A 13,657-nucleotide genomic window follows, 5' to 3' on the forward strand; every position below is an offset into this window, starting at 1 on the left:
GGCGGCCGGCTCGGACTCAGACCGTCAGCGCGCGGTCCGTGGGGCGGATCGGGGCCGGCAGCTCGCTGGCGCCGGTCAGGTAGCGGTCCACGCCGCGGGCGGCGGAGCGGCCCTCGGCGATGGCCCACACGATGAGCGACTGGCCGCGGCCCGCGTCGCCGGCGACGAACACGCCGGGGACGTTGGTCTGGTACTCGCCGTCGCGGGCGATGTTGCCGCGCTCGTCGAGGTCCAGGCCGAACTGCTCGACGAGGCCGTTCTCGCGGTCGGTGCCGGTGAAGCCCATCGCGAGGGTGACGAGCTGGGCGGGGATGCGCCGTTCGGTGCCGGGCTTCTGCGTCAGCTTGCCGTCGACGAACTCCACCTCGGTCAGGTGCAGCCACTGGACGTTGCCGTCCTCGTCGCCCTCGAAGTGGGTGGTGGAGACGGAGTAGACCCGCTCGCCGCCCTCCTCGTGGGCCGAGGTGACCTTGTACAGCATGGGGAACGTCGGCCACGGCTGGTGCGGCGCGCGCTCGTCGCCCGGCCGGGGCATGATCTCCAGCTGGGTGACGGACAGCGCGCCCTGACGGTGGGCGGTGCCCACGCAGTCCGCGCCGGTGTCACCGCCGCCGATGACGACGACGTGCTTGCCCTCGGCGGTGATGGGCGGGGCGACGAAGTCGCCCTCCTGCACCTTGTTGGCGAGGGGCAGGTACTCCATCGCCTGGTGGACCCCGCGCAGTTCGCGGCCCGGCACGGGCAGGTCGCGCGCGGTGGTGGCGCCCGCGGCGATGACGACCGCGTCGTACCGCTTGCGCAGGTCCGTGGCCTTCAGGTCGCGGCCGATCTCCACACCGGTGCGGAAGCGGGTGCCCTCCGCGCGCATCTGCTCGATGCGCCGGTTGATGTGGCGCTTCTCCATCTTGAACTCGGGGATGCCGTAGCGCAGCAGCCCGCCGACGCGGTCGGCGCGCTCGAACACGGCGACCGTGTGGCCGGCCCGGGTCAGCTGCTGCGCGGCGGCGAGGCCCGCCGGACCGGAGCCGATGACGGCGACGGTCTTGCCGGACAGCCGCTCCGGGGGCTGGGCGGTCACGTTGCCGGACTCCCACGCCTTGTCGATGATCGAGACCTCGACGTTCTTGATGGTGACGGCCGGCTGGTTGATGCCGAGCACGCACGCCGCCTCGCAGGGCGCGGGGCACAGCCGCCCGGTGAACTCCGGGAAGTTGTTGGTGGCGTGCAGCCGCTCGTACGCGGCGCCCCAGTCCTCGCGGTAGGCGAAGTCGTTCCACTCGGGGATGAGGTTTCCGAGCGGGCAGCCGTTGTGGCAGAAGGGGATGCCGCAGTCCATGCACCGCGACGCCTGCTTGCTGATGATCGGCAGCAGCGAGCCGGGGACGTAGACCTCGTTCCAGTCCTTGACGCGGTCGCCGACCGGGCGGCTCTTGGCGCCCTCGCGGCCGGTGTTCAGGAAGCCCTTGGGGTCAGCCATGGGTCGCCGCCTCCATCATCTTCTCGGTGGTCTCCCGCTCGGAGAGACCGGCGAGCTCAGCGGCGTCCTTGGCGGCGAGCACGGCCTTGTACGTGGTCGGGATGATCTTGCTGAACCGGCCCACGGCGGTGGCCCAGTCGGCAAGGAGCTTCTCGGCTACGGTCGAACCCGTCTCCTCGTGGTGGCGGCGCACGACGTCGTGCAGCCACGCCCGGTCGGCGTCGTCGAGGGTCTCGACGGCGGCGAGGTTGCCGGCGTTGACGTTGTCCCGGTCGAGGTCGATGACGTACGCGACGCCGCCGGACATCCCGGCCGCGAAGTTGCGACCCGTCTCGCCGAGCACCACCGCGTGGCCGCCGGTCATGTACTCGCAGCCGTGGTCGCCCACGCCCTCCGAGACGACCGTCGCGCCGGAGTTGCGGACGCAGAAGCGCTCGCCGGTGCGGCCGCGCAGGAACATCTCACCGCCGGTCGCGCCGTACCCGATGGTGTTGCCCGCGATGGTCGAGTACTCGGCCAGGTGGTCGGCACCGCGGTCCGGGCGGACGACGATGCGGCCGCCGGAGAGGCCCTTGCCGACGTAGTCGTTGGCGTCGCCCTCCAGGCGGAGGGTCACGCCGCGCGGCAGGAACGCGCCGAAGGACTGGCCGGCGGAGCCGGTGAAGGTGATGTCGATGGTGTCGTCGGGCAGGCCGGCCCCGCCGAACCGCTTCGTCACCTCGTGGCCGAGCATGGTGCCGGCCGTGCGGTTGATGTTGCGGATGGGCAGCTGGGCGCGGACCGGCCGGGCCTCCTCGGCGGTGGCGGCGCCGAGCGCGTCGGCGGCCAGCTCGATCAGCTGGTTGTCCAGCGCCTTCTCCAGGCCGTGGTCCTGGGTGGTGACCTGGTGGCGGACGGCGCCCTCGGGCAGCTCGGGGACGTGGAAGAGCGGGGCGAGGTCGAGGCCCTGCGCCTTCCAGTGGTCCACGGCGCGGGCGGTGTCGAGGAGTTCGGCGTGGCCGACCGCCTCGTCGAGGGTGCGGAAGCCGAGCTCGGCGAGGAGCTCACGCACCTCCTCCGCGATGAACCGGAAGAAGTTGACGACGTACTCGGCCTTGCCGGTGAACCGGTCGCGCAGCACCGGGTTCTGGGTGGCGATGCCGACCGGGCAGGTGTCGAGGTGGCAGACGCGCATCATGACGCAGCCGGAGACGACGAGCGGCGCGGTCGCGAAACCGAACTCCTCGGCGCCGAGCAGCGCGGCGATGACGACGTCGCGGCCGGTCTTGAGCTGGCCGTCGGCCTGGACGACGATCCGGTCGCGCAGGCCGTTGAGCAGCAGGGTCTGCTGGGTCTCGGCGAGGCCGAGCTCCCAGGGGCCGCCGGCGTGCTTCAGCGACGTGAGCGGCGAGGCGCCCGTGCCGCCGTCGTGGCCGGAGATGAGCACGACGTCCGCGTGGGCCTTGGACACGCCGGCCGCGACCGTACCGACACCGACCTCGGACACCAGCTTCACGTGGATGCGGGCGGCCGGGTTGGCGTTCTTGAGGTCGTGGATCAGCTGGGCCAGGTCCTCGATGGAGTAGATGTCGTGGTGCGGCGGGGGCGAGATGAGGCCGACGCCGGGCGTGGAGTGGCGCGTCCTGGCGACCCACGGGTAGACCTTGTGGCCGGGCAGCTGGCCGCCCTCGCCGGGCTTGGCGCCCTGCGCCATCTTGATCTGGATGTCGTCCGCGTTGACCAGGTACTCGCTGGTGACGCCGAAGCGGCCGGACGCGACCTGCTTGATCGCGGAGCGGCGCGCCGGGTCGTACAGGCGCTCCGGGTCCTCGCCGCCCTCACCGGTGTTGGACTTGGCGCCCAGCTGGTTCATGGCGATGGCGAGGGTCTCGTGCGCCTCCTGGCTGATGGAGCCGTACGACATGGCGCCGGTGGAGAACCGCTTGACGATCTCGGAGGCCGGCTCGACCTCGTCGAGGGGGATCGAGGGGCGGTCAGACCGGAAGCCGAACAGGCCGCGCAGCGTCATCAGCCGCTCGGACTGCTCGTTCACGCGCTCCGTGTACTTCTTGAAGATGTCGTAGCGCTTGGAGCGGGTGGCGTGCTGGAGGCGGAAGACCGTCTCGGGGTCGAAGAGGTGCGGCTCGCCCTCGCGGCGCCACTGGTACTCGCCGCCGATGTCGAGGGCGCGGTGGGCGGGCGCGATGCCGCTGGCCGGGTACGCCTTGGCGTGGCGGGCGGCGACCTCCTTGGCGATGACGTCGAGTCCGGCGCCGCCGATCTTGCTGGAGGTGCCGTTGAAGTAGGTGTCGACGAAGTCCTGGTCGAGGCCGATGGCCTCGAAGACCTGGGCGCCGCGGTAGGAGGCGACGGTGGAGATGCCCATCTTCGACATGACCTTCAGCACGCCCTTGCCGAGGGCGTGGATGAGGTTGCGGATGGCCTTTTCGGGCTCGACGCCCTCGATGAACGTGCCGGCGCGGGCGAGGTCCTCGACGGACTCCATGGCCAGGTACGGGTTGACGGCGGCGGCGCCGTAGCCGATGAGCAGCGCGACGTGGTGGACCTCGCGGACGTCACCGGCCTCGACCAGCAGGCCCACCTGGGTGCGCTGCTTGGTGCGGATGAGGTGGTGGTGGACGGCCGCGGTGAGCAGCAGCGACGGGATCGGCGCGTGCTCGGCGTCGGAGTGCCGGTCGGAGAGGACGACGAGGCGGGCGCCGTCCTCGATGGCGGCGTCGGCCTCGGCGCAGATCTCCTCGATCCGGGCGGCCAGGGCCTCACCGCCGCCGGAGACCCGGTAGAGGCCGGAGAGGGTGACGGCGGTCATGCCGGGCATGTCGCCGTCGGCGTTGACGTGGATGAGCTTGGCCAGCTCGTCGTTGTCGATGACCGGGAAGGGCAGGGTGACGCTGCGGCAGGACGCGGCCGTCGGCTCCAGCAGGTTGCCCTGGGGGCCCAGCGAGGAGAGCAGCGAGGTGACGAGCTCCTCGCGGATGGCGTCCAGCGGCGGGTTGGTGACCTGCGCGAACAGCTGGGTGAAGTAGTCGAAGAGCAGGCGCGGCCGGTCGGAGAGCGCGGCGATGGGCGAGTCGGTGCCCATGGAGCCGATCGGTTCGGCTCCGGCGCGGGCCATCGGCGCCAGGATGACGCGCAGCTCCTCCTCGGTGTAGCCGAAGGTCTGCTGGCGGCGGGTGACCGAGGCGTGGGTGTGGACGATGTGCTCGCGCTCGGGCAGGTCGCCGAGCTCGATGATCCCGGTCTCCAGCCACTCCTGGTACGGGTGCTCGGCGGCGAGCCTCGCCTTGATCTCGTCGTCCTCGATGATGCGGTGCTCGGCGGTGTCCACGAGGAACATCCGGCCGGGCTGGAGGCGGCCCTTGCGGACGACCCTGGCCGGGTCGACGTCGACGACGCCGACCTCGGAGGAGAGGACGACGAGGCCGTCGTCGGTGACCCAGTAGCGGCCGGGGCGCAGGCCGTTGCGGTCGAGGACGGCGCCGATCTGGGTGCCGTCGGTGAAGGTGACGCAGGCGGGGCCGTCCCAGGGCTCCATCATCGTCGCGTGGTACTGGTAGAACGCGCGCCGGGCGGGGTCCATGGAGTCGTGGTTCTCCCACGCCTCGGGGACCATCATCAGCACCGCGTGGGGCAGCGAGCGGCCGCCCAGGTGCAGCAGTTCGAGGACCTCGTCGAAGGAGGCGGAGTCGGACGCGTCGGGCGAGCAGATCGGGAAGATCCGCTCCATGCCGCGGCCGTCGGCCGGGCCGAACAGCTCCGAGGCGAGCTGGGACTCGCGGGCGCGCATCCAGTTGCGGTTGCCCTTGACCGTGTTGATCTCGCCGTTGTGCGCGACGAAGCGGTACGGGTGGGCGAGCGGCCAGCTCGGGAAGGTGTTGGTGGAGAACCGCGAGTGGACCAGGGCCAGGGCGCTGGCGATGCGGCGGTCGGAGAGGTCCGGGAAGAACGGCTCCAGCTGCCCGGTGGTGAGCATGCCCTTGTAGACCAGGGTGCGGGCGGAGAGCGAGGCGAAGTAGACGCCCAGCTCCAGTTCGGCGCGCTTGCGCAGCACGAACGCCTTGCGGTCCAGCTCGATGCCGGTGCTGGTGCCGTCGGCCACGAAGAGCTGGCGGAAGGCCGGCATCGTGGAGCGGGCGGTGGCGCCGAGCAGCCCCGGGGTGACGGGGACCTCGCGCCAGCCGAGGACGGTGAGGCCCTCCTCGGCGGCGAGCGCCTCGACGCGCGAGACGGCCTCGTCCGCGGCGTCCTCGGGGAGGAAGGCGGTTCCGACGGCGTACGCGCCGGCCTCGGGGAGTGCGAATCCGGCGACCTCGCGCAGGAACCCGTCCGGGACCTGGATGAGGATGCCCGCGCCGTCACCGGAGTCGGGTTCGGAGCCGGTGGCACCGCGGTGCTCCAGGTTGCGCAGTACGGTCAGCGCCTGCTCGACCAGCTCGTGGCTGGGGACACCGGTGAGGGTGGCGACCAGCCCGACGCCGCACGCGTCGTGTTCGTTGCGGGGGTCGTACATCCCCTGCGGAGCGGGGCGACTGTCCATGGGCGACCAGGCGTCGGAACGCATCGGCTCTCCCGTCGTCGTCGTGGCATGTTGCGAGTGCCGAAGGGACGACGTTGGCCCTCCAGGAAATTTCGTGCAGGTTACATGATGGAGCGTTTCTCGGGAACCGGATAGCGCATTCCAGCATGCGGACACCCACGGGGTCGCACCGGCGGTGTCGAAGGGAGTTCCTCGTCGGTGGACGGGCCGGGACCGGGCACGCGGATGGCGTGAGCCGGTCCGTCGGGGAAGCGGGCCTCATTGCCCGCGGCGTTCACGACTGATGCCCGGTGGCGAGGGCGTCGAAACCGCTGGGATTTCGGATACCCGTGACTACCTATGTGGAGCCCCGCATAGTGTCCCACCCGCCCGGCCGATCCGGCTACCGGACGTTCGTCACAACGCCCCAGCGCCGCCACGGGAAGGCGCCTGAGCTGCGAAACGCCCCGCGAACGGCCGTCGACCGGCCGTCCGCGGGGCGTGGGTGCCCTCCCCGGGAGGGCTAGAGCGCCGCACCGAAGGCGGCCCCGAGGGCGTAGGTGACGGCGGCCGCGGCGCCGCCGAGGGCGAGCTGGCGCAGACCGCTGTACCACCAGCTGCGCGCGGTCACCCGGGCGACGAGCGCCCCGCAGGCGAACAGGCCGAACAGCGCCAGCAGGACCGCGGGCCACAGCGTGGTGGCGCCCAGCAGGTACGGCAGGACGGGCAGCAGCGCGCCCAGGGCGAAGGAGCCGAACGACGAGGCGGCGGCCACCAGCGGCGACGGCAGGTCGTCGGGGTCGATGCCCAGCTCCTCGCGGGCGTGGATCTCCAGCGCCTGCTCCGGGTCGCGGGACAGCTGCATCGCCACCTCGCGGGCGAGGGCGGGCTCGACGCCGCGGGCCACGTAGAGCGCGGCCAGCTCCTCCATCTCGTCCACCGGGTGCCGGCGCAGCTCGCGGCGCTCCACGTCCAGCTCGGCCTGGACCAGCTCCCGCTGCGAGGCGACTGAGGTGTACTCGCCGGCGGCCATCGAGAAGGCGCCGGCCGCGAGACCCGCCAGGCCGGTGATGACGATGGTCTGCTGGGTGACGGAGCCGCCCGCGACACCGGTCATCAGCGCGAGGTTGGAGACGAGCCCGTCCATCGCGCCGAAGACCGCCGGGCGCAGCCAGCCGCCGTTCACGTCGCGGTGCGTGTGGTTGTCCCGGTGCGCCTCGTGCAGCGCGGCCTCGGTCTCGATGATGGACACAGCTCTCCCCTCGCTCTGCGCGGGTCCCGCCCGGGCCCCTCGTCGCTCTCGAAACTACGCGCCATGTAAGGGTCGCGCCAGCAAGGCAGGCTTTACTAAGTAAGGCGCTCCTCACCTGCGACGCAGCACGTCGGAGACTTGATATGGCACCCCTTACACCGAGGACCGGGCGCGGCACCGGGGGCACGTCCGCCGAGGCGGGCCGCGGCGTGCCAGGCGGGGGCGCGGGAGTACGGGATTCCGGCGGCGGCGCGGGCGGCCGGCGCGCGGGACGGCGCGGGACGGCGGGGGAAGGCGCGCCAGGGAGCGGTACGGGGGAGGCGGAGGCGGCCGGAGGGACGGACGGGGTCTTCGGTCTTCGAGACCCGTGCCGGACCGCGCGGAGATCGACGCCGCCGTCCGACGCGACGAAGCGGCCGCCCCGACGTCGTGGTCGGGACGGCCGCTCGCGTGCTGTGGTCGCCGTTACGGCTTCTTCGGCGCCCCGGCCCCGGCGGCGCCGGTCCTGCCGGTGGGCTCGGCCGACCCGTCGGCGGCACTCCCCCGGGCGGCCGTGCCGGGCTTCTCCAGGGGGACGGCCGTGTCGGAGGTGGCGGCCGTGCCGGGCTTCTCCGGGGCGGCGGCCGGCTTGTCGGCGGCGGAGGTCGGCTTGTCGGCGGCGGCGGTCGGCTTGTCGGTGGTGGAGGTCGCGCCCGTGGCCGTCCCCCCGGCCGTGCCGGCGCCCGGGGCGTCGGTGCCGGTCTTCGCGGGGGCCTTCACGGGCTCCACGACCGCCTCGCGGCCCGGCCGCTTCCGCGCCGACAGGACGATGTAGGTCACGGCGAGGAGGAAGACCAGGATCGCGGTCCAGACGTTCAGACGCAGGCCCAGGATGTGGTGCGCGTCGTCGACGCGCATGTACTCGATCCAGCCGCGCCCCGCGCAGTACGCGGCGACGTACAGGGCGAACGCCCGTCCGTGGCCGAGGGTGAAGCGGCGGTCGGCCCAGACCACCAGCAGGGCCACCCCGACGCACCACAGCGACTCGTACAGGAAGGTCGGGTGGTAGAGCCCGGCCTCGCGGTTCACGCCCTCGCTGATCTCCAGCGCCCACGGCAGGTCGGTCGGGCGGCCGTACAGCTCCTGGTTGAACCAGTTGCCCCAGCGGCCGATCGCCTGGGCGAGGACGATGCCGGGCGCGATGGCGTCGGCGTACGCGGGGAGGGGGATGCCCCGGCGGCGGCAGCCGATCCAGGCGCCCACCGCCCCCAGCGCGATGGCGCCCCAGATGCCGAGGCCGCCTTCCCAGATCTTGAACGCGTCGACCCAGTTCCGGCCCTCGCTGAAGTACAGCTGGTAGTCCGTGACGACGTGGTACAGGCGGCCGCCGACGAGTCCGAAGGGGACGGCCCAGACGGCGATGTCGGCCACGGTGCCGGCGGTGCCGCCCCGGGCGATCCAGCGCCTGTTGCCGTACCAGACGGCGACGAAGACACCGATGATGATGCAGAAGGCATAGCCGCGCAGCGGGACCGGTCCGAGGTGGAGGACACCGGTCGACGGGCTGGGAATGTAGGCAAGGTCCATGGCACCACCGACGCTACCCTGCCGGACCGGGGGCGGGGCCACCCGCCCGGCAAAGACTGCATAACGCCCTCCCCCGGGCGCCACCGCGCCCCGCACCGGTCGGACGGGGCCGGGCGGGGCGCGCGGAGGGGGCGGGCGCGAGCGGTCAGCGGGCGGCGTCCAGCCCCGACGCGGGGCCGAAGTCGTCCTGCGGGTCGCCCCCGCGGACGTCGCTCGGGGAGGCCGGGCCCGCCCCGGAACCGGAATCCGAGCCGGAGTCCGCACCGGAGCCCGGGTCCGAACCGGGTTCCGGGTCCGAACCGGGTTCCGGCTCGGAGTCCGGAGCCGAGCCGGAACCGGACGCGGAGGCCGCGGGCGTCGGGGTGGCCGTGCCGGGCTTCTTGCCCTTGTTCGCCTCGGCGACCCACTTCTTGAGGTTGGCCGGGGTGATCTGCTCGTTCCCCTTCGTCGGGAAGATCGACTCGCCGTTGAGCAGGATCGTCGGCGTTCCGCGGAAGTCGCCGGAGCGGAACGCCTCGTTCGACGCGTTCACCCAGCTGTTGTGCGTGCCGTCGGAGACACAGCCGCGGAAGGCCGGGGTGTCGAGGCCCGGCACCTTCCGCGCCAGCTCGAACAGCTTCTCGTCCTTCGCGAAGGCGTCGTCCGTCTCCTGCGGCTGGTTCACGTAGAGCACGTCGTGGTACGCGGTGAACTTCCCGGCGTCCTGCGCGCAGGCGGCGGCGTTCGCCGCCTTGAGCGAGCCGCTGCCGCCCATGTTGCCGTCGATGATCGTGGCGAGGCGGTACTCCGTGCGCAACTGCCCGGCGGCCTCCAGCTCGTGGATGGTGTCCCGGAAGGTGTTCTCGAACATGGCGCAGGCCGGGCAGCGGAAGTCCTCCCACACCGTGAGCGTGGAGGGGGCGTCGGCGGCGCCCACCGGGATGACGAGCTGGTCCTCGCCGGTGGCACCGGACGGCGCGGTGACCGGGCCCTTGCCCGACTCCTCGCCCTTGCCGCCGGTGTTGGCGGCGATCACGCCGACCACGGCGGCGAGGCCGAGCACGCCGACGACGGCCGACACCACGAGCAGCAGCCTGCGGCGCTTCTCGCGGGCCTTCTCGCGCTCGCGTTCCTGCTGGAGCCGCTCGCGGGCGCTCCGGTTCCCTGCGCTGTTCTTCTCGTTCACGCCCAAGCAACGAACCGGGGAGGCGCGTCCGCTCCTCCCCGGTTCCACATCCACCCGTACGAGCTACGCGCCCGGCCGCGACCGCCGGACCCCGCGGGCCAGTTCACCCGCCAGTTCCCGTACGGCGGCCAGCCCGGCCGCCTCGTCGGGGGCGTCGAGGATGCGCTTGACGAAGGCGGAGCCGACGATCACGCCGTCGGCGAAGGTGGCGACCTCCGCGGCCTGGGCGGCGTTGGAGACGCCCAGCCCCACGCAGACCGGCAGTTCCGTGGTGGCGCGGGTGCGCCGGACCAGGTCAGCGGCCTGCTCGCCGACGGACTCGCGGGTTCCGGTGACGCCCATGAGCGACGCCGCGTAGACGAAGCCGGAACCCGCCGCGGTGATCTCGGCGAGCCGGGCGTCCCGGCTGCTCGGGGCCACCACGAAGACCGTGGCGAGCCCGTGCTTCTCGGCGTGCTCGCGCCAGAGCGCGGACTCCTGCACGGGCAGGTCGGGCAGGATGCACCCGGCGCCGCCCGCCTCGGCCAGCTCGGCGGTGAACCGCTCGACGCCGTACCGGTCGATGGGGTTCCAGTACGTCATGACGAGGACCGGCTTGCCGGTGGCGGCGAACGCCTCGCGGACCGTGCGCATCACGTCGGCGATCCGGACGCCGCCGCGCAGGGCGATGTCGTCGGCGGTCTGGATGACGGGGCCGTCCAGCACCGGGTCGCTGTGCGGCAGCCCGACCTCGACGACGTCCGCGCCGCCCTCCAGGACGGCCTTGACGGCGGCGATGCCCCCGTCGACCGTCGGGAACCCGGCCGGGAGGTAGGCGATGAGCGCGGACCGGTCCTGCGCCTTCGCCGCGGCGAGGGTCTCGGTCAACAGCTGGATGTTCCCGCTCACTTGGCGTCCCCCTCGATCTCCGCGACGTCCGTCTCCGCGTCGGCGGCCACGGCGGCGTCCGTGTCGTACAGCCCGAAGTACCGGGCGGCGGTGTCCATGTCCTTGTCGCCGCGGCCCGAGAGGTTGACGACGATCAGTCCGTCGGGGCCGAGCTCCCGGCCGACCTCCAGGGCCCCGGCCAGCGCGTGCGCGGACTCGATGGCCGGGATGATGCCCTCGGTGCGCGACAGCAGGCGCAGGGCGCGCATGGCCGCGTCGTCGGTGATCGCGCGGTACTCACCGCGGCCGCTGTCCTTGAGGTGGGCGTGCTCCGGGCCGATGCCCGGGTAGTCCAGGCCGGCCGAGATGGAGTAGGGCTCGGTGATCTGCCCCTCGTCGTCCTGGAGGACGTACGAGCGGGATCCGTGCAGGATGCCCGGCTCGCCCGCGGTGAGGGTGGCGGCGTGCTCGCCGGTCTCGACGCCGTGCCCGGCCGGCTCGCAGCCGACGAGGCGGACGGAGGCGTCGGGGATGAAGGCGTGGAAGAGGCCGATGGCGTTCGACCCGCCGCCGACGCAGGCGACGGCGGCGTCGGGCAGCCGCCCGGTCCGCTCCAGGACCTGGCGGCGCGCCTCGACACCGATGACCCGGTGGAAGTCGCGCACCATGGCCGGGAAGGGGTGCGGGCCGGCGACGGTGCCGAAGAGGTAGTGGGTGGTGTCGACGTTGGCGACCCAGTCGCGGAACGCCTCGTTGATCGCGTCCTTGAGGGTGCGGCTGCCGGACTTCACCGCGATGACCTCGGCGCCGAGCATGCGCATGCGGGCGACGTTGAGGGCCTGGCGCTGCGTGTCGATCTCGCCCATGTAGATGGTGCAGTCGAGGCCGAACAGGGCACAGGCGGTCGCGGTGGCGACGCCGTGCTGGCCGGCGCCGGTCTCGGCGATGACGCGGGTCTTGCCCATGCGCCGGGTCAGCAGGGCCTGCCCCAGCACGTTGTTGATCTTGTGCGAACCAGTGTGGTTGAGGTCCTCGCGCTTGAGGAGGATCCGGGCGCCGCCGGCGTGCTCCGCGAAGCGGGGCACCTCGGTCAGGGCGCTGGGGCGGCCGGTGTAGTGGACGAGCAGGTCGTCGAGCTCGGCGGCGAACGCCGGGTCGGTCTTGGCCTTCTCGTACTCGACGGCGACCTCGTCGACGGCGGCGACGAGCGCCTCCGGGATGAACTTGCCGCCGAAGGCGCCGAAGTACCCCTGGGCGTCGGGCACCTGGCCCACGGGGTCGGGAACGAAGAACTCGCTGGGCATGTGGAGACTCCTACGGGGGCGACGGCCCCCGGTGTGTCCGGGATGACGTGGTGGGAACGTGGTGGTGACACACGTGTGCGCCGCGTCGGCCGGGGAGCCCCGGGCCGCCGTCCGCGGCGGCCGGGTGGGAGGGGTCCTCAGTGCTCCCCGCGGCGCGGGGCGCGCCATCGCATGCCGTTCACCTGGCCGGGCTCGTCACCGATGACGTACCGCACCCGGCGGCCGTGGACGCGCCGTGCGGGGGCGCGGCAGCCACGGGGGCGGCAGCCGCGCGCCAGACGGGCGTACGCCCCGGAAGGGGCCTCGGCCGCCGTCACGCGCACGCGCGCGCCCAGGCCCGGGAGGGGCCGGGGGGCGGGGCGGGCGACGGCGGTGGACACGGTGGGTCAGTCCCGTCCGTGCCGCAGGGCCGGGTGGGCGCCGGCGGCGACCAGGTCGGCCACCGCGGCCTTGGGGTCCCGCCCGGTGACGAGGGACTCGCCGACGAGCACGGCGTCGGCGCCCGTGTTGGCGTAGGCGATGAGGTCGTGCGGGCCGCGGACGCCGGACTCGGCGACCTTGACGATGCCGGCCGGGATCTCCGGGACGACCCGCTCGAACGTGGAGCGGTCCACCTTGAGGGTCTTGAGGTCGCGGGCGTTGACGCCGATGATGCGGGCGCCCGCGTCGACGGCGCGCTCGACCTCCTCCTCGTCGTGGACCTCGACGAGCGGGGTGAGGCCGATGGACTCGGCCCGCTCGATGAGCGAGACCAGCGCGGGCTGGTCGAGGGCGGCGACGATCAGCAGGGCGAGGTCGGCGCCGTGCGCGCGGGCCTCCCACAGCTGGTAGGCGGTGACGATGAAGTCCTTGCGCAGGACGGGGATGTCCACGCGGGCGCGGACGGCTTCCAGGTCGGCCAGGGAGCCGCCGAAGCGCCGCTGCTCGGTGAGGACGGAGATCACGGCCGCGCCGCCCGCCTCGTAGTCCGCGGCGAGCCTGGCGGGGTCGGCGATCGCGGCCAGCGCGCCCTTGGAGGGGCTGGAGCGCTTGACCTCGCAGATGACCTGGACGCCCTCGCCCCGCAGGGCGGCGACGCCGTCCCGGGCCTGGGGCGCCTTGGCGGCCCGCTCCTTGAGCTCGTCGAGGGAGACCCGCGCCTGTCGCTCTGCGAGGTCGGCGCGGACGCCTTCGATGATCTCGTCGAGCACACTCACGCGAGAGGCCCCCTTCCGGGAGGGTGGTGATTGATCAAGCCGGACACCTCGATGGTATCCGCAGGAGGGGCCCACGTCCGCATCCGGTCCGCACCAGGACGCTGACCAGCGGCTTCACCGGACCCGCCCGGCGGCTTCACGCGGTCTCCGACGAGTCGCAGGGCCGTCCGGGCTTCACACGGGGCCGTCCGGGCTTCACACGGGTCCGTCCGGGCTTCGCAGAGTCCGGGCGGCTTTCAGGGGGCCGTCCGGCTTCACGCGGTCTACCGGGCTCCGCCGGGGCTCCGCGCTCACGGGCGCAGGGCCTCCGGGCT

Annotated in this window: 8 protein-coding genes and 1 pseudogene; all 9 read right to left on the reverse strand. The window is 73.0% G+C overall.

The window, feature by feature from the left end:
• Window positions 1-16: 16 nt before the first annotated feature.
• The 9 genes and pseudogenes from ACF053_RS17320 to trpC all read right to left on the reverse strand — a co-directional run bounded on the left by ACF053_RS17320 (window position 17) and on the right by trpC (window position 13,343).
• Window positions 17-1,477 carry a glutamate synthase subunit beta gene (locus tag ACF053_RS17320; RefSeq protein WP_391954680.1) on the reverse strand — a complete coding sequence of 487 codons (1,461 nt, stop codon included), beginning with the start codon at window positions 1,475-1,477 and terminating at the stop codon, window positions 17-19.
• Window positions 1,470-6,038, reverse strand: a complete 4,569-nt coding sequence (gene gltB, locus ACF053_RS17325; protein ID WP_391954681.1) for a glutamate synthase large subunit — start codon at window positions 6,036-6,038, stop codon at window positions 1,470-1,472. The genes ACF053_RS17320 and gltB overlap by 8 nt, the downstream gene beginning before the upstream one ends.
• A gap of 478 nt (window positions 6,039-6,516) precedes the next feature.
• Window positions 6,517-7,245: a VIT1/CCC1 transporter family protein gene (locus ACF053_RS17330; RefSeq protein WP_391954682.1), complete on the reverse strand. Its 729-nt coding sequence runs from the start codon at window positions 7,243-7,245 to the stop codon at window positions 6,517-6,519.
• Window positions 7,246-7,710: 465 nt separating this feature from the next.
• Window positions 7,711-8,811 (reverse strand): prolipoprotein diacylglyceryl transferase, encoded by a 1,101-nt coding sequence (gene lgt / locus ACF053_RS17335; RefSeq protein ID WP_391954683.1) that lies wholly within the window; start codon window positions 8,809-8,811, stop codon window positions 7,711-7,713.
• A 352-nt stretch (window positions 8,812-9,163) separates the two neighbouring features.
• Window positions 9,164-9,976 (reverse strand): annotated as a pseudogene (locus ACF053_RS17340) (DsbA family protein); the annotation flags it as partial.
• Between the two features lie 63 nt (window positions 9,977-10,039).
• Complete coding sequence (gene trpA / locus ACF053_RS17345; RefSeq protein ID WP_391954684.1) at window positions 10,040-10,864, reverse strand: tryptophan synthase subunit alpha; 825 nt, start codon at window positions 10,862-10,864, stop codon at window positions 10,040-10,042.
• On the reverse strand, window positions 10,861-12,147 hold the full coding sequence (gene trpB, locus ACF053_RS17350; protein WP_058941858.1) for a tryptophan synthase subunit beta: 1,287 nt from the start codon (window positions 12,145-12,147) through the stop codon (window positions 10,861-10,863). Before trpB ends, trpA begins: the two co-directional genes overlap by 4 nt.
• Window positions 12,148-12,284: 137 nt before the next feature.
• Window positions 12,285-12,527: a tryptophan biosynthesis modulator TrpM gene (gene trpM, locus ACF053_RS17355; RefSeq protein WP_391954685.1), complete on the reverse strand. Its 243-nt coding sequence runs from the start codon at window positions 12,525-12,527 to the stop codon at window positions 12,285-12,287.
• Between the two features lie 6 nt (window positions 12,528-12,533).
• Window positions 12,534-13,343 carry an indole-3-glycerol phosphate synthase TrpC gene (gene trpC, locus ACF053_RS17360; protein ID WP_391954686.1) on the reverse strand — a complete coding sequence of 270 codons (810 nt, stop codon included), beginning with the start codon at window positions 13,341-13,343 and terminating at the stop codon, window positions 12,534-12,536.
• Window positions 13,344-13,657: the final 314 nt, after the last annotated feature.

This window comes from Streptomyces kanasensis (assembly GCF_043077165.1).
In the GTDB taxonomy this organism is placed as follows: Bacteria; Actinomycetota; Actinomycetes; order Streptomycetales; family Streptomycetaceae; genus Streptomyces; species Streptomyces changanensis.

Bases quoted from the DNA above. Each gene is read 5' to 3' on its own strand.
- trpB (WP_058941858.1), bottom strand. From the start codon at position 12,147: ATGCCCAGCGAGTTCTTCGTTCCCGACCCCGTGGGCCAGGTGCCCGAC.
- ACF053_RS17320 (WP_391954680.1), bottom strand. From the start codon at position 1,477: ATGGCTGACCCCAAGGGCTTCCTGAACACCGGCCGCGAGGGCGCCAAG.
- lgt (WP_391954683.1), bottom strand. From the start codon at position 8,811: ATGGACCTTGCCTACATTCCCAGCCCGTCGACCGGTGTCCTCCACCTC.
- gltB (WP_391954681.1), bottom strand. From the start codon at position 6,038: ATGCGTTCCGACGCCTGGTCGCCCATGGACAGTCGCCCCGCTCCGCAG.